The organism is Curtobacterium sp. TC1 (assembly GCF_019844075.1).
Lineage (GTDB): Bacteria > Actinomycetota > Actinomycetes > Actinomycetales > Microbacteriaceae > Curtobacterium.
In genome coordinates this window covers 1,781,595-1,804,745 of the sequence record NZ_CP081964.1, presented here as the reverse complement: position 1 = coordinate 1,804,745, position 23,151 = coordinate 1,781,595, and the positions used below count along the sequence as shown (strand labels likewise).

At 71.6% G+C, this 23,151-nt stretch carries 23 protein-coding genes and 1 tRNA gene; 16 read left to right on the top strand and 8 right to left on the bottom strand.

All coding sequences use genetic code 11. From position 1 onward, the window contains the following. Positions 1 to 45 precede the first annotated feature (45 nt). A complete protein-coding gene (locus KZI27_RS09650) occupies positions 46 to 549 on the top strand; it encodes a hypothetical protein (protein WP_222660889.1) in 504 nt (167 codons plus the stop codon). A 109-nt stretch (positions 550 to 658) separates the two neighbouring features. Here the strand turns inward: KZI27_RS09650 and KZI27_RS09645 are convergent, their stop codons facing one another. Beyond that, positions 659 to 1,006, bottom strand: a complete 348-nt coding sequence (locus KZI27_RS09645; RefSeq protein ID WP_261784207.1) for an ASCH domain-containing protein — start codon at positions 1,004 to 1,006, stop codon at positions 659 to 661. 28 nt (positions 1,007 to 1,034) lie between these two features. Here KZI27_RS09645 and KZI27_RS09640 point away from each other — a divergent pair, with 28 nt between their 5' ends. Next, positions 1,035 to 1,736, top strand: a complete 702-nt coding sequence (locus tag KZI27_RS09640) for an HAD family hydrolase (RefSeq protein ID WP_222660885.1) — start codon at positions 1,035 to 1,037, stop codon at positions 1,734 to 1,736. Between the two features lie 56 nt (positions 1,737 to 1,792). After that, the gene (locus KZI27_RS09635; RefSeq protein ID WP_222660883.1) at positions 1,793 to 2,959 is read left to right on the top strand and encodes a N(5)-(carboxyethyl)ornithine synthase; all 1,167 of its coding nucleotides are present in this window, start codon (positions 1,793 to 1,795) and stop codon (positions 2,957 to 2,959) included. Positions 2,960 to 3,046: 87 nt separating this feature from the next. Here KZI27_RS09635 and KZI27_RS09630 read toward each other — a convergent pair whose 3' ends face one another. Continuing rightward, positions 3,047 to 3,625, bottom strand: a complete 579-nt coding sequence (locus KZI27_RS09630) for a TetR/AcrR family transcriptional regulator (RefSeq protein WP_222660881.1) — start codon at positions 3,623 to 3,625, stop codon at positions 3,047 to 3,049. A gap of 81 nt (positions 3,626 to 3,706) precedes the next feature. Here KZI27_RS09630 and KZI27_RS09625 point away from each other — a divergent pair, with 81 nt between their 5' ends. Next, positions 3,707 to 4,588, top strand: a complete 882-nt coding sequence (locus tag KZI27_RS09625) for an NAD-dependent epimerase/dehydratase family protein (protein WP_222660879.1) — start codon at positions 3,707 to 3,709, stop codon at positions 4,586 to 4,588. A 298-nt stretch (positions 4,589 to 4,886) separates the two neighbouring features. Here the strand turns inward: KZI27_RS09625 and KZI27_RS09620 are convergent. Next, positions 4,887 to 4,959: transfer RNA gene (locus tag KZI27_RS09620), tRNA-Val, on the bottom strand. A gap of 111 nt (positions 4,960 to 5,070) precedes the next feature. On the opposite strand from KZI27_RS09620, the gene KZI27_RS09615 reads away from it, so the two are divergent. Continuing rightward, on the top strand, positions 5,071 to 5,715 hold the full coding sequence (locus tag KZI27_RS09615) for a SatD family protein (protein WP_222660877.1): 645 nt from the start codon (positions 5,071 to 5,073) through the stop codon (positions 5,713 to 5,715). Then, entirely contained in the window at positions 5,715 to 6,572 is an 858-nt protein-coding gene (locus KZI27_RS09610) for a hypothetical protein (RefSeq protein ID WP_222660876.1), read from the top strand. The genes KZI27_RS09615 and KZI27_RS09610 overlap by 1 nt, the downstream gene beginning before the upstream one ends. A 167-nt stretch (positions 6,573 to 6,739) precedes the next feature. Here the strand turns inward: KZI27_RS09610 and KZI27_RS09605 are convergent, their stop codons facing one another. After that, positions 6,740 to 7,495 carry a hypothetical protein gene (locus tag KZI27_RS09605; RefSeq protein ID WP_222660874.1) on the bottom strand — a complete coding sequence of 252 codons (756 nt, stop codon included), beginning with the start codon at positions 7,493 to 7,495 and terminating at the stop codon, positions 6,740 to 6,742. 394 nt (positions 7,496 to 7,889) lie between these two features. Here KZI27_RS09605 and KZI27_RS09600 point away from each other — a divergent pair, with 394 nt between their 5' ends. The 3 genes from KZI27_RS09600 to KZI27_RS09590 are packed head-to-tail and all read left to right on the top strand — an operon-like array spanning position 7,890 to position 10,006. Then, a complete protein-coding gene (locus KZI27_RS09600; protein WP_222660872.1) occupies positions 7,890 to 8,417 on the top strand; it encodes a hypothetical protein in 528 nt (175 codons plus the stop codon). A gap of 60 nt (positions 8,418 to 8,477) precedes the next feature. Beyond that, a complete protein-coding gene (locus KZI27_RS09595) occupies positions 8,478 to 9,458 on the top strand; it encodes an aldo/keto reductase (protein WP_222660870.1) in 981 nt (326 codons plus the stop codon). Continuing rightward, positions 9,455 to 10,006 carry a hypothetical protein gene (locus tag KZI27_RS09590; protein WP_222660868.1) on the top strand — a complete coding sequence of 184 codons (552 nt, stop codon included), beginning with the start codon at positions 9,455 to 9,457 and terminating at the stop codon, positions 10,004 to 10,006. Before KZI27_RS09595 ends, KZI27_RS09590 begins: the two co-directional genes overlap by 4 nt. 33 nt (positions 10,007 to 10,039) lie before the next feature. On the opposite strand, the gene KZI27_RS09585 is transcribed toward KZI27_RS09590, so the two are convergent. Together KZI27_RS09585 and KZI27_RS09580 are read right to left on the bottom strand one after the other, a co-directional pair. Next, positions 10,040 to 11,623, bottom strand: a complete 1,584-nt coding sequence (locus tag KZI27_RS09585) for a CoF synthetase (protein WP_261784204.1) — start codon at positions 11,621 to 11,623, stop codon at positions 10,040 to 10,042. Continuing rightward, positions 11,620 to 12,669, bottom strand: coding sequence for a hypothetical protein (locus KZI27_RS09580; RefSeq protein WP_222660866.1), 1,050 nt, complete (start codon positions 12,667 to 12,669; stop codon positions 11,620 to 11,622). The genes KZI27_RS09585 and KZI27_RS09580 overlap by 4 nt, the downstream gene beginning before the upstream one ends. Before the next feature lie 103 nt (positions 12,670 to 12,772). On the opposite strand from KZI27_RS09580, the gene KZI27_RS09575 reads away from it, so the two are divergent. From KZI27_RS09575 to KZI27_RS09555, 5 genes are all read left to right on the top strand, one after another. Next, positions 12,773 to 13,150 (top strand): holo-ACP synthase, encoded by a 378-nt coding sequence (locus tag KZI27_RS09575; RefSeq protein WP_123312862.1) that lies wholly within the window; start codon positions 12,773 to 12,775, stop codon positions 13,148 to 13,150. Between the two features lie 101 nt (positions 13,151 to 13,251). Next, positions 13,252 to 13,539: an acyl carrier protein gene (locus KZI27_RS09570; protein ID WP_222660863.1), complete on the top strand. Its 288-nt coding sequence runs from the start codon at positions 13,252 to 13,254 to the stop codon at positions 13,537 to 13,539. After that, positions 13,536 to 14,711: an acyl-CoA dehydrogenase family protein gene (locus KZI27_RS09565; protein ID WP_222660861.1), complete on the top strand. Its 1,176-nt coding sequence runs from the start codon at positions 13,536 to 13,538 to the stop codon at positions 14,709 to 14,711. Before KZI27_RS09570 ends, KZI27_RS09565 begins: the two co-directional genes overlap by 4 nt. Continuing rightward, entirely contained in the window at positions 14,708 to 15,661 is a 954-nt protein-coding gene (locus KZI27_RS09560) for an amino acid--[acyl-carrier-protein] ligase (RefSeq protein WP_222660859.1), read from the top strand. Before KZI27_RS09565 ends, KZI27_RS09560 begins: the two co-directional genes overlap by 4 nt. Then, positions 15,658 to 17,244, top strand: coding sequence for an alpha/beta hydrolase (locus tag KZI27_RS09555; RefSeq protein WP_222660857.1), 1,587 nt, complete (start codon positions 15,658 to 15,660; stop codon positions 17,242 to 17,244). Before KZI27_RS09560 ends, KZI27_RS09555 begins: the two co-directional genes overlap by 4 nt. Before the next feature lie 173 nt (positions 17,245 to 17,417). Here KZI27_RS09555 and KZI27_RS09550 read toward each other — a convergent pair whose 3' ends face one another. Both KZI27_RS09550 and KZI27_RS09545 read right to left on the bottom strand, forming a co-directional pair. Beyond that, positions 17,418 to 18,344 carry an alpha/beta fold hydrolase gene (locus KZI27_RS09550; protein WP_222660856.1) on the bottom strand — a complete coding sequence of 309 codons (927 nt, stop codon included), beginning with the start codon at positions 18,342 to 18,344 and terminating at the stop codon, positions 17,418 to 17,420. Between the two features lie 53 nt (positions 18,345 to 18,397). Further along, a complete protein-coding gene (locus tag KZI27_RS09545; RefSeq protein WP_222660854.1) occupies positions 18,398 to 18,886 on the bottom strand; it encodes a peroxiredoxin in 489 nt (162 codons plus the stop codon). Between the two features lie 242 nt (positions 18,887 to 19,128). On the opposite strand from KZI27_RS09545, the gene aceE reads away from it, so the two are divergent. Together aceE and KZI27_RS09535 are read left to right on the top strand one after the other, a co-directional pair. Next, positions 19,129 to 21,873 carry a pyruvate dehydrogenase (acetyl-transferring), homodimeric type gene (aceE, locus tag KZI27_RS09540; RefSeq protein ID WP_222660852.1) on the top strand — a complete coding sequence of 915 codons (2,745 nt, stop codon included), beginning with the start codon at positions 19,129 to 19,131 and terminating at the stop codon, positions 21,871 to 21,873. Between the two features lie 37 nt (positions 21,874 to 21,910). Continuing rightward, positions 21,911 to 23,125 (top strand): PucR family transcriptional regulator, encoded by a 1,215-nt coding sequence (locus tag KZI27_RS09535; RefSeq protein WP_222661300.1) that lies wholly within the window; start codon positions 21,911 to 21,913, stop codon positions 23,123 to 23,125. The last annotated feature ends 26 nt before the right edge of the window (positions 23,126 to 23,151 follow it).

Sequence of the window (23,151 nt, the reverse complement as noted above, 5' to 3'; positions counted from 1 at the left end):
GGCACCTGGGTCGCCGCGCACCCGTGCTCGCCTACCGTCACGTCCATGTCCACGCTGACGAAGACCGCCACGGCGCTGTTCGGTGCCGCCACCATCGCACTGCTGCTCACCGCCTGCGACCCCGGCGGCGCCCAGAACCCGAACCCCGTCGGGCAGCTGCCCGGTTCCGAGGAGAAGTCCCAGGCCGCCGAGTGCGACCTCGCCTCGGGTGCCGCGGTCGACCTGATCGCGGACGCCGTCGGGCCGGACGACACCGTCACCGCCGCCAACATCCAGAAGGGCGACGGCGGCTGGTACCTCGGTGCGACGATCATGCCGAAGGGCGACGACGACACGAACGAGGACGACGAAGAGGACGCCGTGTCGGTCTGGGCGAGCACCGCCGACCCGACCGCAGACGACTTCGACGGCCCGCTCTACGCCGTCAACGACACCGCGCGGGACGCGGTGTCGGACACCGCCGCGACCGCGGCGCCGAGCTCGTTCAGTGACGACTCGCAGCTCGCGCAGCAGGTCGAGAACTGCGTCGACGGCGAGACCGACGGCTGATCGCCACCACGCGCCCTGGGCGCGACCGACGGGCGGACGGGAGGCACGGGGCGGGCCCGGACCGCGCCTCCCGTCCGTCAGGTCGTGGCGTCCACCGCCCTGGCGGACGTCATGCAGGCGGTGTCGCGTCGAGCGCGATGACCGCGACCTGGACCACCGCGTCGTCCGGCATGTCCGGGTAGTAGTTGGCGCGCAGCTGCCGGGCGAAGTCGACCATGTCGGTGTCGGCCGGCTGGTGCGCCGCCCGAGGGGTGAGTTCCGTCAACCGGTGGTCGGTCACCTCGGTGACCTGGCCGGCCAGCGGGGTCGCCGAGGGGCGCTCGTCGAAGACGAACACCGCGGGGCCGGTGCGGACGTTCTCGTTCCAGCGCACCGTCGTGACCTTGTCGCCGCGCTGGACGGCGTCGTGGTGCTTCTGGTGGAAGTGGATCGTCTGTGGTGCTGCGGTGGGAGACACTGCTCCAGTCTTGCGCCATCCTGGGCTCATGACGAACCGATCGCCGTCGGGGCTCCGCGCGGTCGGGTTCGACCTCGACGGGACGCTGTTCGACCACCGTGGCGCAGCGACCACCGGTGCCGCCCGGTTCCTCGAGTCACTCGGCATCCCGGTCTCGGTGTCCGCAATCGACCGCTGGTTCGCCGCCGAGACCGAGCAGTTCGAGCGGTGGCGAGTCGGGCAGATCAGCTTCCCCGAGCAGCGGCGCGAACGGCTGCGGGCCGTCCTGCCCGCGCTCGGTGTCCCGACTCCCACTGACCGGCAGGAGCTCGATGAGCTCTTCGACGCGTACCGGCACCACTACGAGGCATCGTGGCGCGCGTACCCGGACAGCTTGCCGCTGCTGCGGACGCTGCGAGCGCAGGGGTACCGCATCGGCGTGCTGACGAACGGCACCGAGACGCAGCAGGTCGACAAGCTGCGCCGGACCGGCCTGCTCGACGCGATCGACGTCGTGTGCACCTCGGAGCGGATCGGGGTGCAGAAACCGGACCGCCGAGCATTCGAGACCCTGTCGGCCGAACTCGGCGTCGAGCCGAGCGGCTGCTTGTTCGTCGGGGACAGTGTCGCGCACGACGTGGAGGCGGCTCGGGCCGCCGGGATGCACGGACTGTTGATCGACCACGGGGCTCAGGACGGCCCCGACATGGAGACCCTGGTGCTCACGGCGCTCGCCGACCGCCGCGGGTGACGTGGCCGCTCGGCCGCTCGGCCGCTCGGCCGCGGCCAGCGGCCGTAGAGTGCACCATGACCCAAACACCGGCAGCATCGCCGCTGCTGCACCTCGGGGTGCTGGCCGAGTCGCGGAAACCCGACGAACGCCGCCTCCCGATCCATCCCGCCCACTTCGAGCGCATCGACCCCGACCTGCGCGCGAACATCATCCTGGAACGCGGGTACGGTCGACGCTTCGGCGTCACGGACGACCAGCTCGAACCCGTCGTCGGCGCCATGGCGGACCGTGACGAAGTCATCGCCGCGTCGGACGTCGTGCTGCTGCCCAAACCCCAGGTGTCCGACCTCGAGGACCTGCGGGACGGACAAGTCCTGTGGGGCTGGCCGCACTGCGTGCAGGACCCCGCCCTCACCCAGGTCGCGATCGACAAGCGCCTGACCCTCATCGCGTGGGAGTCGATGAACCACTGGCGGTCGGACGGCGGGTTCGGCCTGCACGTGTTCCACAAGAACAACGAGCTCGCGGGCTACTGCTCCGTCATCCACGCCCTGCAGCTCTGCGGCTCCACCGGGGACTACGGCCGCCGCCTCACCGCGGTCGTGATCGGCTTCGGGGCCACCGCCCGCGGTGCCGTCACCGCGCTGAACGCCCACGGGATCCACGACGTCCGCGTCCTGACCAACCGCGACATCGCGGCCGTGGGGTCGCCGATCCCCTCCGTCGACATGCTGCAGATCAGCCAGGACGACCACGACCCCAGCGGCAACACGGTGAAGACCGAGGACGGTCCGGTGCCACTGGCGCCGTACCTGGCCGAGAACGACATCGTCGTGAACTGCACGCTCCAGGACCCGAACGCCCCGCTCACGTACCTGCGGACCGAGGACCTGGGCGTGTTCCGTCCGGGCAGCCTCATCGTCGATGTCTCGATCGACGTGGGGATGGGGTTCGAGTGGGCGCAGGCGACGACCTTCGCGGAACCGATGACCACCGTCGGCGAGAGCACGAACTACTACGCCGTCGACCACAGCCCGTCGCTGCTCTGGAACTCGACGACGTGGGAGATCAGCGAGGCGCTCATGCCGTTCCTCCGACCGGTCATGGAGGGCCCGTCGTCGTGGGCAGACTCGGACACGGTCCGACGCGCCGTCGAGATCGAGGACGGCCACGTGCGCAACCCGGCGATCCTCGCGTTCCAGGGGCGTTCGGACGAGTACCCGCACGTCGTGGCCGGCTGACGCGGGCGCTGGTCGGCACTGACCCGATGCGGAACGACGAGGTCGACGTCGTGCGACAACGGCCTCGTCGTACCGCGTCGGCGGTGCTCACCGGAGCGCCGCAGCAGCCTCCCGCAGCTCGGCGAACGCTGCGAGCGCATGACCCGCGAGTCCGTCGTCATCAGCGCGTGCCGCTCCGGCCCACCGGTCGAACCCCTGCTTGAAGGCGAGCACGCCCATCTCGCTCGCGAGCCGGGCCGTCGGTTCCGCGACCCCGCGCTCGATGAGCGCATCGGTCATCGCGGCGGCCATCCCGACGCTCTTCAGGGCATCGCGCTCCTGCAGCTCGCCGCTCGCGGCGACCGCGGCCTTGAGTCGCGGTCCCAGCTCGCGGTTCATCGGACCCATCTCGCCCGATGCTCGTTCGAGCCCAGCGGCGACGGCGTCGAGCGGTGAACGTTCGGGCGCTGCGTCGGTGATCCCCTCGGACAACAAACGGCTCAGCGTCTCCTGCCCGGCGACGAGCAGTTCGCGCTTGTCCGGGAAGTGTCGGAAGAAGGTGCTCTTCGTGACCCCCGCTCGCTCGGCGATCTGCGTCACGGTCGTCTCGTCGTACCCCTGCTCGGAGAACAGGTCGACGGCGGCCAGGACCAGCCGTTCCCGAGCTCCCGGTTCCCATCGCGCCATGGGAGCATCCTACGCGACGGGACAATTGTCTCATCACGGGTGTACGGTGATGAGACACTTGTCCCATCACTGGAGGATCCCATGCGCGTCTTCATCACCGGCGGCACCGGCACCATCGGAACGGCCGTCGTCGCCGAACTCATCGCCGCAGGCCACAGCGTCACTGCGCTCGCCCGCTCGGAACGCTCGGCTGCAGCCCTCACCGCGGCGGGCGCCGAACCGGTCCAGGGCGGTCTCAGCGACCTCGACGTCCTCCGTGCCGGTGCGCGCGCCGCCGACGGCGTCGTCAGCCTCGCGTTCTCGAACGACTTCAGCTCGCCGGAAGCCCTGAGCCGGGGCATCGCCGAGGAAGCGGCTGCGATGGCCGTACTCGGCGAGGAACTCGTCGGCTCCGACCGCCCGTTCGTCGTCGTGTCCGGCACGCCGTGGGTCCCGGGCAGGGCGTCGACCGAGGCCGACCCCCTGCCCCTCGAGGGACCGGTCGCAGGCCGCGCCCGATCGGTCCTCGCCGCACTCGAGCTCGCGGAGCGCGGCGTCCGGGTGTCGGCGATCCGCCTGCCGCGGACCGTGCACGCCGACGGCACGGGCGGCTTCGCAGGCATCCTCACCGAGACAGCCCGAGGCAGCGGTGTGGCCGGGTACCCCGGAGACGGCGAACAGCGCTGGCCCGCCGTGCACGCTCGGGACGCTGCCGTGCTCTTCCGGCTGGCACTGGAGGTCGCACCGGCCGGCACGGTCTGGCACGCCGTGGCCGACGAGGGCGACCGGGTGCGCGACCTCGCCGAGGTGATCGGCCGACGGCTCGGACTGCCGGTCGAGCGGGTCGCGGACGAGACGTTCGGGGCGTTCGCCCCGATCTTCGTGATGGACCAGCCGGCGTCGAGCGAGCACACGCGGCGCACGCTCGGTTGGGAGCCGGTCCACGAATCACTGCTGGCGGACCTGGAACACGTCGAGCGCTGACGTCGCGCCCTGGGCGCGACGTCAGGGACGGACGGGAGGCGCGGTGCAGGCCCGCACCGTGCCTCCCGTCCGCCGTCGGCGCACGCCACCCGCCCCGCGTCGGTCGCGCGGACCGGTGCGGTCGGTCAGGCGGTGCGGTCGGTCAGGCGTGACGGATGGGACCCTGTCCGGGCTGGTGGTCGCGCTGGAACGGCGCGACCGGGTTCCCACTCGTTCCCGGCAGGAAGTCAACCGAGTGCTGTCGGACCGGTTCGTGTCGTCGGCCGTTCATCGGACTCCCCCGTGATCGCGTCTGCGGTGGGCTCTGGCGGGCTCGAACCGCCGACCACTTCGGTGTAAACGAAGTGCTCTACCAACTGAGCTAAGAGCCCGCGACTCGATCCTAGAGGTCGATCCCCCGTATCGTTGCGCTGGACAGCCCGGTCGCGAGCTAGTTCAGCGCTCGGCTTCATTTCGCCGATAGTAAGCCGTACACTTAACCCATGTCGGACGAGCCCATCTACGCCGTGATCCTCGATCTCGTCGACTCCCGCACGCTCGACGACCGCCCCGCCGCACAGCGCGACGTCGAGCGGGCGTTCCGCGAGACGACCGACGTCACCCCGGTGGACCCGGTGCACGCGACCGTCGGCGACGAGTTCCAGGTGATCTACGCAACGCTCACCGACGCGCTCGTCGCCAGCACCGCCGCGATGCTCGCGCTGCCGCCGACGGTGCAGGTCCGACTCGGGATGGGGCGCGGGACCGTGCGGACCGTCGGCTCCGGTACGAGCGGCCCGCTCCAGGACGGCCCGGCGTGGTGGTCCGCCCGCGACGCCATCAACGAGACGCACCGCCGCGAAGACGGCCGGACGTCCTTCCTCCGGTCGTGGTTCCACGCGTCCGACGACCGCCACGGCACCGAGGAGCGACTCGTGAACGCCTACTTCCTCAGCCGCGACCACGTCGTGGCCCGCCTGACACCACGGGCCCGACGCATCGCGCTCGGACTCGTCCAGGGCCGGACCCAGGCGCAGATCGCCGCGGCCGAGGGCATCACGCCGTCAGCGGTCTCCCAGTCGGTGCAGAAGTCGGGCGTGGCCGCGATCGTCGAGGGTCTCCGGGTCCTCGCGGGACAGGAACGCTGATGCTCGCCGGGATCCTCCTCGCACTCATCGGGCTGGGCGACGTCGTCCGGGCACGCACCGGTACTGACACGCACCGACCGCGTACGTTGACCACCATCGCGGTCGTCGTGCTGTGGGCCGGGGTGTCCGCCGTGGCCTGGCTCGGTCTGGGTGTCCCCGTGTGGAGCGTCCTCGTCACGGTGGTGCTCGCGGCGGCGTGGATCGCCACGACCGCGCCGGTCCGAGCCGGTGGCGGGACCGCGGACGGCGACCGTGGTGAACCGGCGGCCCAGGGGCTGCTGCGACGGTCGGGGTCCTGGCCCGCGGTCCTGCTCGCCGTCGCCGTGGCCGTGTTGCTGCTCTGGGGGCCGCTGCCCGACGGCACGGGCTTCGTGGTCGACTGGCACGACGGCTCGGGCCTGGCGTTCGTCGACGCCGTTCCGCTCGCCGCCGTCGTGGGCGGAGTCGGCTCGGCGCTGTTCCTCGTCGACTCCGCGAACGTGGTCGTCGCCCAGGCACTCCCGCCGGGACTCCAGCGCGGAGCCGTCACGGGCGCCGAGGCCGACGACCTCCGCCGCCGGTTCGGGCGACGCCGACGCTCCGACCCCGACGACGAACAGCCCGCGGACAGCACGGTGCGCCTCAAGGGCGGTCGCCTGATCGGCCCGATCGAACGACTGCTGCTGGCCGGGTTCGCGGTGGCGGGGGCCTTCCCGGTGGTCGCTGCGCTGATCGCGGCCAAGGGCATCGTCCGGTTCCCCGAGATCCGGCGCGAGACGACCGGCTACCAGGCGGAGTACTTCCTGATCGGCAGCCTGGTGAGCTGGGCGATGGCCTTCGCCGCCGCCGGCATGTGCTGGCTCCTGGCCCACAGCTGACCCCCGCCGAGCCCGTCGGCCACTTCCGCCCGTCCCCCGAGGTTCCGAAATCTTGGCATCTCGTGGCCCCGAGCACGCCGCTGTGGAACCTCGGCGACGAACGCACGGCGAGTTGTGGAACCTCGGCGCAGCGAGTCAGCCCGGCATCGGGCCGCTTCGGAGCCGCGTCAGGCCGCGCGGCGAGCCCGACCCTCGACCTGGCGCTGGACGAAGGCCTGTCGCAGTCGCTCGAACAACACTGCCGGACGCCCGGTGTCGGCGGATGTTGCGTGGATGACGATCCAGCCGTTCACCGCGAAGCCGTTCGCCCGGCGTTGATCGTGCTGGAAGGTCCGGCGGTCACGGTGGTGGTCACCGTCGTACTCGAGGGCGATCCGGAGCGCCGGCCAGGCGAGGTCTGCTCGGCCGAGGAAGGAACCGTGGTCGTCCACGACGTCGACGTTCACCTCGGGCTCCGGGAACCCCGCATCGACCACGCCGAGCCGGAGTCGGGTCTCCATCGGCGACTCGACTCCGGTCCGCACCCTGTCGAGTGCGGCTCGCGCTCGTCGTGCGGAGCGACTCCCGGCGACGATCGCGGCCGCCAGTCCGTCGATGGTGGCGAGCCCGCTCGGACCGACGAGATAGTCCCCCAGGACGACGAGTTCGACGACGGTGAGCAGTGACGCGGATTCGAACCACGCGCGCGCTGGCGGGCTGACAGGGATGCCGCGGACGCGTTCCGGCCGGAAGCCCTCGATCCGAAGCCGGTGCGGGACGACCTGCGGACGACGCATGATCGGCGCGGTCCCGATCGACGTCACGTGCACGAGTTCGTCGTCGAGCCGCGACGGGAGCGGCGCGCCCCAGAGCCGAGCGGCCGTGGTGTGGCTGACGAACTGGTCACTCCGGAGGACGACGGCGATCGCTTCCACGACCGTCACGGGGACGTCTGCTCGGACTCGGACGCCGTGGACCGGAGCCCTGAGGTCGCGGCGGGTCAGCCGTGATGGGCTCACTCCGGCCGCCAGCGCCTCTCGCACCGGGAACGGATTCGGCGATTGGTCGACGCGTGCTCGGTTCCCCATGACGAGAGCATCGCGCACGAGGTGCCGGGCCCGGCCACGGTCGGACGCATCTGTGGAGAACGACGCGGGACGGGCCTCCAGTCCGAACCCGACGGACGCGGTGAGGTTTCAGGACATGCCGCGCGATGATCACCGAGGTGCCGATCCCGGCCGAACAGCGGCCCGAGATGCCGAGATTTCGGAACCTCGGGGCAGCACGGACCGACGGACGGACGACGGGCGGGCAGCAACGGCGCGTACCCTCTCCCTCGTGAACGGTGCCGATGTCCTCGACGAATCCGGGCGGCTGCGGCTCCTCGGCTCCGGGGTGACGGGTGCCGCGTTCGCGGTCGTCCTCGTCATGCTCGTGTTGTCGTCGTGGACCGAGGCGACCACCACCGTCCTGGTCTCCGTCGGCATCCCGTCCGCGGTGGCGGGTGCGGCCATCGCCGTGTACCTGCAGCTGCGCGCCTGGCGCGCCGAGGGCGGGTACGAGCGCTCGGTCCTCGTCCGCGACTGGATCGCCGAGGGCCGGATCCCGGTCGGAGTACCCGCCGAGCTGTGGATCCCGCTGGTCCAGGCGCAGGCCGACCGCGAGGGCGCTGGCTGGGGCAAGGTCGTCCTCGGCACGCTGTGGATCGCGATGACGTGGTCGATGCGCGACCAGCACGATGCCCTCATCACGACGATGTTGATCCTGCTCTGGGCCGGCATGGTCCTGTGGGCGGCCGTCTGGGTCATCCCCCGCGCTCGGGCAGCCCGTGCGCTGCTCCGCCGCGGGGTCTCGACCATCGGCTGAACGACCGCGCGAAACCATCGGCTGAACGACCGCGCGAACCCGCTGACTACGATCGGCGCCATGCAGAGTCGCACCCTCGGCCGTACCGGCCGCGAAGTCTCCCCCATCGGTCTCGGCACGTGGCAGTTCGGCGGTGACTGGGGTCCGGTGAGCGACGCGGACGCGAACGCCGTGATGGACGCCTCGGTCGAGTCCGGTGTCACGCTCTTCGACACCGCCGACGTGTACGGCGACGGTCGCAGCGAGCAGCTCATCGGTGCGTGGCGTGCGACGAACCCCGACGTGCCGCTGACGGTCACGACGAAGATGGGCCGCCGCGCCGAGCAGGTCCCGTCGAACTACGTGGCGGCGAACTTCCGCGAGTGGGTGGACCGCTCGCGCACGAACCTGCGGCAGGACACGCTCGACCTGGTGCAGCTGCACTGCCCGCCGTCCGAGGTCATCGGCGACGACGCCGTGTACGACGCCCTCGACGCGCTGGTCGCGGACGGCTCGGTCGCCGCCTACGGCGTCAGTGTCGAGACGGCCGACCAGGCGTTGGCCGCGATCGCCCGGCCCGGCGTCGCGAGTGTCCAGATCATCCTCAACGCGTTCCGGCTCAAGCCGCTGGACCGCGTGCTGCCGGCAGCCCGGGAGGCAGGGGTCGGCATCCTCGCGCGCGTCCCGTTGGCCTCGGGGTTGCTGTCCGGCAAGTACACGACGGAGACGTCGTTCGCCGAGGGTGACCACCGCAACTACAACCGGCACGGCGAGGCCTTCGACCAGGGCGAGACGTTCAGCGGTGTGGACTACGACGACGGCGTGCGCGCGGCGCAGACCTTCGCGGCATCCCTGCCCGACGCCGTCTCCGTGCCGCAGGCGGCGCTGGCGTGGGTCGTCGCGCAGGACGGCGTCACCGCGGCGATCCCCGGCGCCCGCAACCCGGAGCAGGCCCGGTCGAACGCGGCGGCCGGCGATCTGCCGGAGATCGACGGCCTGGACGCCACGGTCCGCGACCTGTACGACACGTGGTTCCGCGCCACGGTCCACGACCGCTGGTGAGGACCCGCGTCGTCGCGGTCGCGGTGGCCGCACTCCTGCTGCTGTCGGGCTGTGCCGCGCCGGGGGCGGAGACGTCGCGCGACGCTCCGCCCTGGCCACGGCCGACCGACCTGTCCGCCCGTGCCGACGCGGCGGGGCTGCGGAACGTGTGGGGCGAGCGGCTCGCCGAGCACGTCCACACCCACCTGACGATCCTGGACGGCGACACCCCGGTGACGGTCCCGGCGAACATCGGGCACTCGGACCGGGGGAAGTTCGCCGCCGAGATCCACACGCACGACACCTCGGGCATCGTGCACGTCGAGTCCCCCACCGAGCAGACCTTCACGCTCGGGCAGTTCTTCGACGAGTGGGGTGTCTCGCTCGGTCCGGAGCACGTCGGGGGCCTGCGTGGCGAGCTCACCGTGTGGGTGGACGGCCACCGCCGGATCGGGAACCCGCGTTCGATCGAGCTGACGAACCGGCGCGAGGTCGTCCTCATCGTGACGACGATCGGCGAGGTCCCGCACCTGCCCGCCCCCTTCGACTGGCCACCGCAGTACGGCTAGCGAGCACCGGCCCGCCCCGCGCGGCGTGCCCGCTCAGGCCTCCTGCGGCGCGACCCATGCCAGGTCGAGCTCCCACTGGTCCACCGAGCCGGCGGGCAGCTGCCAGACGTACTCGTTCTTGAGCTTCTTGCCGTCCTCGCGGAACGGCCCCGTCCGGTACGGGTAGAACGCCACCGTGGGCAGGGTGCCGGGCGGCGCCGTCCGGATCGCGTTCGAGAAGTCCTTGTTCAACCGCCGCAGCTCGGCGATGACCGCAGGGCGCGCCGCGTCCGAGTCGAAGGACCCGGCGCCCGCAGCGAGCTGGAACGCGATGTGCAGTTGTCGGTCGCCCCGGTCGTCCTCGTAGCTGATCAGCCGGTGGTTCTCGACGGCCTCGAGCAGCTCGGGGTCGTCGTAGACCACGTCGCGCACGACGTCGGGCGCGACGACCGCACCGTTGTAGTCGACGGACAGGTCGGAGCGGCCGTAGTGGAACAGCAAGGGCAGGTCGAGCTCGGCGGCGTCAGCGAGCTCGTCGAAGCCGTGTGCGCGCAGCGTCCGGCGCAGCGACCGCATCCGCACGACGTGCCCGCGGTCGTGGATGTTGTACCGGATCCGTGGACTGATGTTCTCGGACCGGGTGATGGTGACGACGAGTTCGCCGAGGTCGTTCGTCTCGATCAGGTACCCGAACGGGTTGAACTGGAACACCATCGGCAGCACGCCGTACTCGGCCTGCTTCGTCAGCGCTGCGGACAGCTCGGATGAGGCTGCGATCGCCCGGCGCAGCTGCACGCTGAACGGCGTCTCGATGCCGAGGTTGATCTCGAGGTCGCTCGCCCCGTAGGAACCGAGGACGGCCTGCGCGTACTGCTCGATGTGGGCGCGCATGTTCTCGCTGATGCCCTCGCCACCGAACGCCGCGACGATCGTGTACTCGCTCCAGTCGAGCCGGTCGTCCTCGAACAGCGCCTTCAGGAACGGCGGGTAGCTGCAGATGATGTAGGTGAAGTCGGTGCCGAACTCGCGCATCGTCTGCACGATCTTGTCGCGGTCCGGCCCGATCGACTTGATCATCGACGACTCGGTGAGCGACGCGGTCACGTTCATGCCCGTGGCCCACGCCCCGAGCGAGAAGGCGTTGAGCACGAACGGCTGCTTCGGCAGGTCCTTCGCGGTGCGCGAGAACCCGAGCTGCAGCAGTTGCCGGGTGGCCTGCCGTTCGTCGGGACCGCGGACCCAGCTGGTCGGCGTGCCGCTCGACCCGCTCGACTCGTCGACGACCACGCCGCGCCGTGGCAGCCGCCCGTCGACGCAGCGTTCGGGGATGCTCCACCGCTTGACGTAGGAGTCCTTGTCCATCTCGGGCAGGCCCGAGATCGCCGCGGCGATCCCGCCACGCGTGTCGAGACGGAACGGACGGGAGGCCCGTCCCGCCTCCGCCAGGAACGCCCCGTAGGCGGGTACCCGCTTCGCAGCCCGCTCCACGGTCCGCCAGGCACGCCAGCGTCCGAGGGTCCAGCGGAGCGGCTCGATGCCCGGCGTGAGCAGGAGCTTGTGGGTGCCGACGCGGGGCATGAACAGCGCCACGAAGGTCTCGACGACCCACACGACGGTGAAGACCGCCGCGCGCTTCACCGTGCACCCCCGAGCGTCATGGCGGCCGCCGGTCTGCGGTGCGCCAGGGGCGGTGGATCGCTGTGTCCGAAGCGGAACAGCATCCAGGCCATCCGGCCGTCGGACTCGTCGACGCCGGCACGTGCGACGAAGGCGGCGTGCGACCGTGGGTTCGTGATCACGGTGCCGAACGGGTGCAGGGCGATCCCCCGCGTGCTGAACTCGAGCCAGATCCGCATGAACACCCGGCCGGCCTCGACGTAGTCGGCCGGCGTGCGGAAGGGCCCCTCGAGCCACCCGAGCTGCCGGACCCCGCGCATCGTCGACAGGTACACCCGCTTGAAGACCGCGCCGACACCGGGTGCCTCCCACAGCCCACGGTGCTCCATCGCGAACCGCAGGACCGGTCCGGGCATGAGCATCGTCTCCGCCGACAGCCCGTCGCCGGTGGTCACCGCCTGCCGCTTCGAGAACCGCAGCCAGTGCAGGATCTCGTCGTGCACGGCGTCGTGCTGCAGGTCGTCGAACAGGGTCTCCTGGTTGACCCGGACGATCTCGTCGACGGTCGGCCGGTCGGACGTGGTGCGGAACCGCTGCCCGGCGGCCGACGCGATGGCGGACGCGGCGTCCACGGCGGCGTCGTCCACCAGGGTCGCGTCGTAGGGCCTGCGCGAGGTGCGCCGTGCCAGGAAGACGGCCAGGGCCTCCCGGTCGTCGGCGGTGACCGCCCGCGGACGCAGGCGCACCGTGCCCAACCGGTGCAGGTGGTCGTCCGCCGCCCCGGAGTCGCCGGCGTCGAGCCGGCCGAAGTCCATCTCGGCGTGGTCGAGCCGCTCCTGCACGGCGAAGCCGTGCGCTCGGGCCACGACCTCGAGCCCGGCCAGGAACACCCCGGCGCAGACGTGCCCGAACGGGATGCCGAACGACTCCGCCGGCAACCCCCGCCGCAGGTCGTAGAAGACGGTCGCGGTGCGGTCGTCCTCGACGCGCACGACGATCGGTTGCGAGTTGTGCGGCGACGGGTAGTGTCGCGCGTCCTCGATGATGCCGGTCCACGGTGATGCCATCGGTTCCCCCTCGGTGGTCTCTCGCACCGATCATACGAACCGCCCCCGACGCCCATGCCGCTGCGGGCATGCGGTGCCGCCGCGACCTGCGTAGCCTGCAGCCATGAGCACGATCCGGACCGGGACCGACCTCGCCGCGGTCGAGGACGTGGTGGCGGGCATCTCGGCGCACGGCGAGCGGTACCTGGACCGGCTCTTCACCGTCCGGGAGCGCACCGACGCGGGCGACGACCCGGAGCGCCTGGCCGCCCGGTTCGCGGGCAAGGAGGCCGTGGTGAAGCTCCTCCGCCCCGCACCGGACCAGGCGATCCCGCTGCGCGAGGTGGCGATCGTCCTCGACGACCACGGCGCGCCGACGGTGGAGCTGACCGGGACCGCCGCTGCCCTGGCCGATGCGATCGGGTGCGGCGCGATCGCGGTGTCCCTCGCGCACGAACGGGGTCTGGCCGTCGCCACGGCGGTGGCGCTCTCCGACCGCTGACGTCCCCGCCTGTGCCGCGGCACAGGCGGTGCGGATCGCGTGCGGTTTCCCGCACCCGCACGGCGGTTTCCCGAGGCCCGGTTCTCCTTATGGTTGCCAGCATGGACCAGGAACCACAGCACTCGAGCACGACCGCGACGCTGCTCGACCCCACGATCGAACAGGCCGTGCGCCGCGCACTCGCCGACCACGGGCGCCTGACCGTGGACGCACAGGACGTCGCCTCGATCGCCGACCTGTACGCACTCGGGCTGTCGTCGCACGCCACCGTGAACGTCATGCTCGCGGTCGAGTCCGAGCTCGACGTCGAGTTCCCCGACTCGGTCCTGAACCGCTCCACCTTCGCCACCGTCGAGTCGATCGTCGCCGCTGCGGAGCTCGCCTCGTGACCCTGACCCTGCCGACGACACCGATCGTCGACCGCTTCGCCGAGCGCGCCGCCGCCGTGGCCGCGGTCGCCGCCCAGTTCGCGGACGAGGTCGACCGCGACGCCCGCCCGCCGCGCGAGGCCATCGCGGCCATGCGCGAGTACGGTCTGCTCGCCGCCGCGGTCCCCACGGAGCACGGTGGCGAGGGCGCGTCCGTGTCCGAACTCTCGGCGATCGCCACCGAGCTCGGCCGGGCCTGCGCCGCCACCGGCATGGTCTTCGCGATGCACCAGGGCCAGGTCATGGCGCTCTGGCGGCACGGCGGCGACGGTGCCGGCGTGCTCGACACGATCGCCGCGGTCCGGGACGGCGCGCTCGTCGCCTCGGCCACGACGGAGCGCGGGGTCGGCGGCGACGCCCGCCGTTCGACCTGCTCGATCGAGGCCACCGACGACGGCCGCATCCGCCTGCGCAAGGACGCGCCGGTGATCTCGTACGCGACCGAGGCCGACGCGGTGTTCGTCACCGCCCGCCGCGACCCAGACGCCCCGGCCTCCGACCAGCGCCTGCTCATCTGCCGGACCGACTCGATGGTGCTCTCGCAGACCTCGACCTGGGACACGATGGGGCTGCGTGGGACCTGCAGCAACGGCTGGATCCTCGACACCGAGACCACCGTCGACCGGGTGTTCCGCGACGACTACGCGGCGATCTCGGCGCAGACGGTCCTGCCGGTCTCGCACGTGCTCTGGGCCTCGGTCTGGCTCGGCATCGCCGCCTCGGCGAGCGAGCGCGCCCGGACCGCGGTCCGCGAGCAGGCGCGTGCCGCGATCGGGACGACCCCGCCCGGAGCGCTCCGGCTCGCCGAGCTCCTGGTCGACCTGCAGGCCCTCGCCGACTCGGTCCGGCACGCCGCGGAGCGGTTCGACGCTGCGGCCGACGACCCCGAGGTGCTCGCCTCGAGCGCCTACGCCCTCGCCGCGAACGCCCTCAAGATCGGTGCGTCCGAGCGCGTCACCGACATCGTCACGAAGGCGCTCCGCATCGTCGGGATCGCGGGGTACGCGGCCTCCGGCCCGATGAGCATCGCCCGACACCTCCGAGACGCCCACGGTGCCGCCGTCATGGTGAGCAACGACCGTCTCCTCAAGAACGACGCCGACCTGGCCCTCATGACGGGAGTGATCCTGTGACCATCACGGACCCCACCACCAGCACGACCACCGCGCCGGACCTCGACGCCGCGCGGGCCGCCCTCCGCGCCCGCCTGCTCGCCGACCGCGTGCTCATCGACCTCGGCTCCCCCGGGCTGTACGGCCGGACCGGCGTGTTCGAGCGCGTGTACACGGCCGTCGACGCCGCGGCCGTCCGCAGCCAGCAGGACCTCGACGCCGAGGTGCTGCGGTTCCCGCCGGTCGAGCCGCTCGCCGCGTTCGAGCGCACCGACTACATCGCGTCGTTCCCGGACCTCGCCGCGTCGATCTCCGGCTTCACCGGCGACGACCGCACGCACCGGGCACTGCTCGCCGCCCGCGAGCGCGGTGAGCGGTGGGAGGGCTTCCTCGAGCCCGCCGACCTCATGCTCACCCCCGCGGTCTGCCACCCGGTGTACGGCCTGGTCGGCGACACGATCCCGCAGGAGGGCCGGTTCTTCGACATCGTCGGCGACTCGTTCCGCCGCGAGCCGTCGCTCGACCCGATGCGCCTGCAGGCCTTCCACATGCACGAGTTCGTGCACATCGGCACGCCGGCGTCGGCCCAGCAGCACCGCGACGGCCGGATCCCGGTGATGCGCGAGCTGCTCGAGTCGTTCGGGCTCGAGATCGACGTGGTCCCCGCCAATGACCCCTTCTTCGGTCGCGTCGGGCAGATGCTCGCCCGCAACCAGGTCGAGCAGGCGCTGAAGTTCGAGTTCGTCACGCCCGTCTACGGCGACGACCACCCGACCACGGCGATCAGCTCGGCGAACCTGCACGAGGACCACTTCGGCACCTCGTTCGGTCTCCGCACCGCCGACGGCGAGGTCGCCCACAGCGCCTGCATCGCCTTCGGACTGGAGCGCATCACCATCGCCCTGTTCGCCGCACACGGCACGGACGTCGACGCCTGGCCGGCGCCGGTCCGCGCGGCGCTCGCGCTGTGACGACGCTGCACGGGTGGTCCGGTTCGCCGGCCGTCCGCGCCGCCGTGCAGCTGCCGCCCGCTGCGCGGGCCGGGGTCGTCATCTGCCCGCCGCTCGGGCAGGAGGGCGTCATCGCCTACCGCACGCTCCGCCTGCTCGCAGACCGCCTGGAGGCCCGTGGCATCGCCTCGGTGCGCTACGACCCGTCCGGACGTGGTGACGGCGCACCCGACACCGACCCCGACGCGCAGGTCCGGTCCGCGCGCCACGCGGCCGCCGTGCTCCGCACGTCCGGGGTCCGGCACGTCGCGTTCGTCGGACTCGCCTCGGCCGCCCTCGTCGCCGCGACCGCCGCCGAGGAGACCGACGCCCTGCTCGTCTGGGACGCCCCGGCCTCGGGCCGCGGCTGGCTCCGCCGGCAGCGCGCGCTGGCGACCATCACCATCGGCACCGAGCGGTTCGTGGACGGCGTCGAGAGCCTGATCGGCATCGAGGTCGAACCGGACGAGGCGGCAGCGCTCTCCGCCCTGGCGTTCGCGCCGCGCACCGGTCCGACCGTGGCGCTCGTGCGACCGGAGACCCGTGCCCCGAAGACCCTCGGGCCCGTCGAGACCGTCGAGGTGCCCGGCAGTGCCGAGCTGCTCGACGGCACGAGCATCCACGCGCGGATCCCGGGAGCCGCCGTGGACACCGCCGTCGCCTGGCTCGACGCCTGGGCGCCTGCGGCGTCGGGACCGGTCGTGCCACCCGTGCTCGACGAGGTCCTGGACGTCGACGGGCGGGTGTCCGAGCGCATCGTCCGCCTCGGTCCGGACGAACTGTTCGCCGTCGAGACCGTCTCGTCCGCACAGCACCACGACGCGCCCCTGGTGGTCCTGCACAACGGTGCCGCCGAGCACCGGGTCGGTGCCACCGACTACCAGGTCGACCTCGCCCGGGCGCTCGCCCGTGACGGTGCCCGCGTCGTCCGGGTCGACCGCCGGGCCACCGGTGAGAGCTCCACCGTGCGCGACGACGAACGCAGCTTCCTCTTCGCCCAGGAGTGGGTCGAGGACCAGTCCGCCGTCGTCGCCGGCCTCGGCACCCCGTCGGACCGCCTGGTGCTCGTCGGGATGTGCGCCGGCGCCTGGCTCGCCGGTCGGTCCGTCGACGAGGCACCCCGCCTGGTCGTCGAGATCAGCCCGAACGACTACCGCCGGCAGCCGGCGGCCCCCGGCAGCTACGAGGACGCCGTGCGGGCGATCGACGCCCCCTCGCCCGGTCGCCTGTGGGTTCGCCGGCGGTACAACGCCGTCGTGCCGAAGGCCCTGCGGGAGTGGATCGCCCGGCGGGACCGCGTCGGCGGCGTCGTCGAGCACGTCCGACCGCTGGTGGAGCACGGCACCGACGTCGTCGTGATCGCCGCTCCGGACGACGCCGACCTGTTCGACCGGCTCGGTGGCCAGAAGGCCCTGCGCCGCTACGGCGGGGTCGGCCGGCGCGGCTCGGTGTCGATCGTGCGGGTCGAGGACGGCGACCACTCGCTGTTCTCCCCCGTGATGCGCCGAGCCGTCCGCGCCGAGGTGCGTTCGCGCGTCGCGGCGACGTTCCCCGTCCCCGCCTGATCCGCGCGTCCCGACTCCGAACGACATCCTCGACGTCGTGCGACATCGAGAGCGTCGTAGCCGCGCGGCCGCAACTGTCGCGGCCACGCGGGGACGACATAGTCGATGTCGTACGACAGCCGCTTTGTCGCGCGGGGGCACGCACGGATCGAGCACAGCGGCGCCGGACGCGGTCAGGTGAGCCCGAGCTCGCGCGCGACGGCGTCCGGGTGCTCGACGTGGGCGAAGTGCCCGCAGTCGTCGAGCAGCACCGTGCGGAGCTGCGGCACGAGCTCCCGCACGGCCTCGAGGTCCGAGGCGCGCGCGAACACGTCGTCGCGCCCGGCGATCGCGGTGACCGGGCAGGCGATCCCCCGCCAGCGACCGAGGTCGTAGCCGGCCGCGGTCCGTGCCGCGTCCGTGAACCGGGTCGGTCGGAGCTCCTGGACGAAGGCGTCGAGCACGCTCCGGTCGAGGCGTCGCACGTGCGTGAACACCGGCGCGGCGAGCAGCGGCAGCAGCCCGACACGGGACAACGCGCGGAGCACCGGCCGCGCGGCCTCACCGGTGATCGACAACCCCGCACGCAGCAGGGTGAACGCCGGCAGCGTCCGGAGCGCCCGGACGGGGTGCCGTGCGGCGTCCGCCGTCGCGACGGTCGTGCCGGACACCAGGGCCACCGACCGCACGCGCAGGGGCGCCACGACCGCGAGGTGCATCCCGACGAAGGCGCCCATCGAGTGCCCGAGGACGTCCACCGTCGCGATCCCGAGCGCGTCCAGCACCGTGGTCAGCGACCCGGTGACGTCGTCGAGGTCGAACGGGTGTGCCGGTGCCGGCGACGATCCCCACCCCGGCAGGTCGACGAGCACGAGTCCCCGGTCGCGGACGCCGTCGGCAGCGGTCAGCAGCGGGGTCCAGGTCGACCAGGATCCCGCGACGCCGTGCAGCAGCAGGAGCGGGTCGGGGCCGGGCCGGTGGTGCACCACGACGGGTCCGGCGGGCGTCGGGACCTCGGTGCGCCGGAGGTGCCACGTGGCGGGCGTGGGCGACACCGGGTACGGGGCGTAGGCCTCGGTGGTGACCACACGGTCACGTGCGTCCGTGTCGATGGCGTGCACCGTGCCTCCTGTCCGCTGTCGACGCGGATGCGTCGCAGGAGGGGTTCGGAACGCTAGCCGACCGGGACGGGTGCGGCGCAGGCGGCGAGCCGGTCGAGGGCTGCCTTGTACTCCGCGACGTCGCGCTGCAGGCCGGGCTCGGTGATGATCGAGGCCTTGATGCGGCCCTGCACGTCGATCACGAAGGTCGCGCGGGTGGCGAAGCCCTTGTGCTCGAGGAAGACGCCGTACTCCTTCGAGACCGCGCCGTGCGGCCAGAAGTCGGCGAGGAGCTCGAAGTCGTACCCGTTGAGCTCGGCGAACGAGCGGAGCGTCGCCTTGGAGTCGACCGAGATGCCGATGAGCTCGACGCGCTGGTCCTGGAACATCGCGACGTTGTCCTGCAGGGCGCAGAGCTCGTTCGTGCAGTTCGACGAGAACGCCAGCGGGAAGAAGACGAGTGCGACCGGGCGGTTGCCGCGGAAGTCGCTGAGTCGGACGTGCTCACCGAACTGGTTCGGGAGCTCGAAGTCCGGCGCGAGAGAGCCGATCTCGAGTGCCATCGGTACGTGTGCTTCTTCCTCGGGTGTGGGGTGTGCCCGTCGGGTCCGTACGCACGCGGGTCGCGTGTGCACGATCGGCCATGCTACGCCGACGACACGCGAAAGCAAGCACCCGTCCACCTGCACGGCACCATCAGCATCCGAGTCGGTGCTGGGGCCTAGAGTGGACGGGGCCCCATCCGGTCGCGACCCGACCACCGGAGCCACCATGTCCACCACCACGAGAACGAACGAGGTCAAGGGTGACGGTGAACGACCAGGACCCGTACAGCACCGGGGCGAACGACCAGGACCCGCAGGAGACCGCCGAATGGCGTGAGTCCCTCGACGGATTGGTCCAGACCCACGGACACCAGCGCGGTCGCGAGATCATGCTGAGCCTGCTCAAGCGGTCCAAGGAACTGCACCTCGGTGTGCCGATGGTCCCGACGACGGACTACGTGAACACCATCGCGCCGGAGAACGAACCCGAGTTCCCCGGCGACGAGGAGCTGGAGCGCCGGTACCGCCGGTGGATCCGCTGGAACGCGGCCATCACGGTGCACCGCGCGCAGCGTCCGGGCATCAGCGTCGGCGGCCACATCTCGACGTACGCGTCGAGTGCCGCGCTGTACGAGGTGGGCTACAACCACTTCTTCCGTGCGCAGGACCACGCGTCCGGCGGCGACCAGGTCTTCTTCCAGGGCCACGCCTCCCCCGGCATGTACGCCCGCGCCTACATGGAAGGGCGTCTCGGCGAGGACCAGCTCGACGGGTTCCGTCAGGAGAAGTCCCACGCCGGCGGCGGCCTGTCGTCGTACCCGCACCCGCGCCTCATGCCGCACTTCTGGCAGTTCCCGACCGTGTCGATGGGCATCGGCCCGATCAACGCGATCTACCAGGCGCAGCAGGCCAAGTACCTGACCAACCGCGGCATCAAGGACGCCTCCGACCAGCAGGTCTGGGCCTTCCTCGGCGACGGCGAGATGGACGAGGTCGAGTCGCGCGGACAGCTCCAGGTCGCCGCGAACGACGGTCTCGACAACCTGAACTTCGTCATCAACTGCAACCTGCAGCGGCTCGACGGTCCGGTGCGCGGCAACGGCAAGATCATCCAGGAGCTCGAGGCGTTCTTCCGCGGCGCGGGCTGGAACGTCATCAAGGTCGTCTGGGGGCGTGAGTGGGACGACCTGCTCGCCCGCGACACCGAAGGCGCGCTGCTCAACCTGATGAACCAGACGCCGGACGGCGACTACCAGACGTACAAGGCCGAGAACGGCGCGTACGTCCGCGAGAACTTCTTCGGGCGCGACCCGAAGGCGCTCGAGCTCATCGAGGGGTACAGCGACGACCAGGTCTGGAACCTCAAGCGCGGTGGCCACGACTACCGCAAGGTCTACGCCGCGTTCAAGGCCGCGACCGAGCACAAGGGCCAGCCGACGGTCATCCTGGCGAAGACGGTCAAGGGCTACGGCCTCGGCCCGAGCTTCGAGGGGCGCAACGCGACCCACCAGATGAAGAAGCTCACGCTCGACAACCTCAAGCAGTTCCGCGACGAGATGCGCATCCCGGTCACGGACGCGCAGCTCGAGGAGAACCCCTACACGCCGCCGTACTACCACCCGGGCAACGACGACGAGGCGATCCAGTACATGCACGAGCGTCGTCAGGCGCTCGGCGGCTACGTGCCGGAGCGTCGCACGAAGTACACCTCGATCACCCTGCCCGAGGACTCGAAGTACCAGGTCGTGAAGAAGGGCTCCGGCAAGCAGGAGATCGCCACCACGATGGCGTTCGCCCGACTGCTGAAGGACCTGCTCCGCTCCCCGGACTTCGGCGACCGCGTCGTCCCGATCATCCCGGACGAAGCGCGCACGTTCGGCATGGACGCGTACTTCCCGTCGGCGAAGATCTACAACCCGAACGGCCAGCACTACACGTCGGTCGACCGGGAGCTCCTGCTGGCCTACAAGGAGAGCCCGCAGGGCCAGATCATCCACGTCGGCATCAACGAGGCGGGCGCCCTGGCGGCGTTCACCGCGGTCGGCACCTCGTACTCGACGCAGGGCGAGCCGCTCATCCCGGTCTACGTCTTCTACTCGATGTTCGGGTTCCAGCGCACCGGCGACGCGATCTGGGCGGCGGGCGACCAGATGGCCCGCGGCTTCATGATCGGCGCCACCGCCGGTCGCACGACCCTGACGGGTGAGGGCCTGCAGCACGCCGACGGCCACTCGCTGCTCCTCGCGACGACGAACCCGGCCGTGGTGTCCTACGACCCCGCGTACGGGTACGAGATCGGGCACATCGTGCAGGCCGGCCTCGACCGGATGTACGGCACGAACGAGGACGGCTCGCCCAAGCACAGCGACCCGAACGTCATGTACTACCTGACGGTCTACAACGAGCCGATCGTCCAGCCGGCGGAGCCCGAGGGCGTCGACGTCGACGGGATCGTCAAGGGCATGTACCTGCTCAAGCCGAGTGAGCACGACGGCCCGAAGGCCCAGCTGCTCGCGTCCGGCGTGGCGGTGCCGTGGATCCTCGAGGCGCAGCAGCTCCTCGCCGAGGACTGGGGCGTCTCCGCCGACGTCTGGAGCGTCACGAGCTGGGGTGAGCTGTACCGCGACGGTCTCGACGCGGAGCAGCACGCGTTCCTCAACCCGAACGAGTCGCCGCGCACGCCCTACGTCACCGAGCGCCTGCTCGCCACCGAGGGGCCGGTCGTCGCGGTCAGCGACTTCATGCACCAGGTGCAGGAGCAGATCCGTCCGTTCGTGCCGACCGACTACGCCACGCTCGGCGCCGACGGCTTCGGCTTCTCGGACACCCGTCCGGCCGCGCGCCGCTTCTTCCACATCGACGGCCCCTCGGTCGTCGTGCGGACGCTGCAGCAGCTCGCTCGCCAGGGCAAGGTCGACGGCGCACTCGTCCAGCAGGCGATCGACAAGTACCGCCTGCACGACGTGACCGCCGGCACCACGGGCAGCGCGGGCGGCGAGAGCTGATCAGCCGGTGACGCCAGTCCGACCGGACACCGAGGGCCTGTCCAAGACCCAGAGCCAGGAGAGTGCGCGCGAGCGGGCGCTCTCCTGGCTCCGTCAGGTGTCCGGGGAACTCTCCACCGCCACCATCAAGCGGCTCGAGGACACCCTCCCCTGGTACAGCGAGATGCCACCGGGGCGCCGTTCGGCCGTCGGGCTCGTCGCCCAGGCGGGCATCACCTCGTTCATCAGCTGGCTCGAGGGCACTGCGTCGACGCCGTGGATCGCCGCGGCGGACGTCTTCGGGTCGGCTCCGCGTGAACTCCTGCGCTCGGTGAGCCTGCAGCAGACCCTGCAGCTCATCCGCGTGGTCGTCACCGTGGTCGAGGAACGCGCCGCCGACGACGAGATGCTGCAGGAGGCGATCCTCAAGTACTCGCGTGACATCGCCTTCGCGGCGGCGGACGTCTACGCCCGCGCCGCCGAGGCCCGCGGGCTGTGGGACGCCCGACTCGAGGCGCTCGTGGTGGACTCGATCCTGTCGGGCGAGTACGACGACGAGCTCCCGTCCCGGATCGCGGCCCTCGGCTGGCACGGACACGGCGAAGTGGCGGTGCTCGTCGGCACGGCGCCGAAGCAGCTCGAGGTCGACCAGGTGCGCCGCACCGCCCGCCACATGGACGCCGACGTGCTCGTCGGGGTGCAGGGCTCTCGGCTCGTCGTGGTGATCGGCCGCTCCACCCCGCGGGACGACGTGCCCGAGGGCGAGGACCCGGTGTCGTTCACCGCCATCGCGCAGGCGCTCGAACCGCTGTTCGGCGAGGGCCACCTGGTCCTCGGCAACGAGGTCCCCGGGGTCGTCGACGCCTCCACCAGTGCGAAGGCGGCCCTCGCCGGGTTCGCCGTCGCACGCGCCTGGCGGGGCGTGCCGCGTCCGGCACTGGCCGACGACCTGCTCCCCGAGCGCGCCCTGGCCGGCGATCCGCTCGCCCGGTCCGCCCTGGTGCAGCGCATCTACGTGCCGTTGAAGGACCAGTCCACCGAACTCCTGCAGACCCTGTGGTGCTACCTGGACACCGGGCGGTCGCTCGAGGCCACGGCGCGCGAGCTCTTCGTGCACCCGAACACCGTCCGCTACCGCCTGCGCCGCGTCGCGGACATCATCGGGTGGGACGCCACGCACGCGCGGGACGCCCTGATCGTGCAGTCCGCCCTGATCCTCGGCGCCATGTCGGAATCGGCCACGGGTCGTCGCCGGATCACCCCGCGCCGGTAGGGAACCGACAATGTCACGCGGGGTTT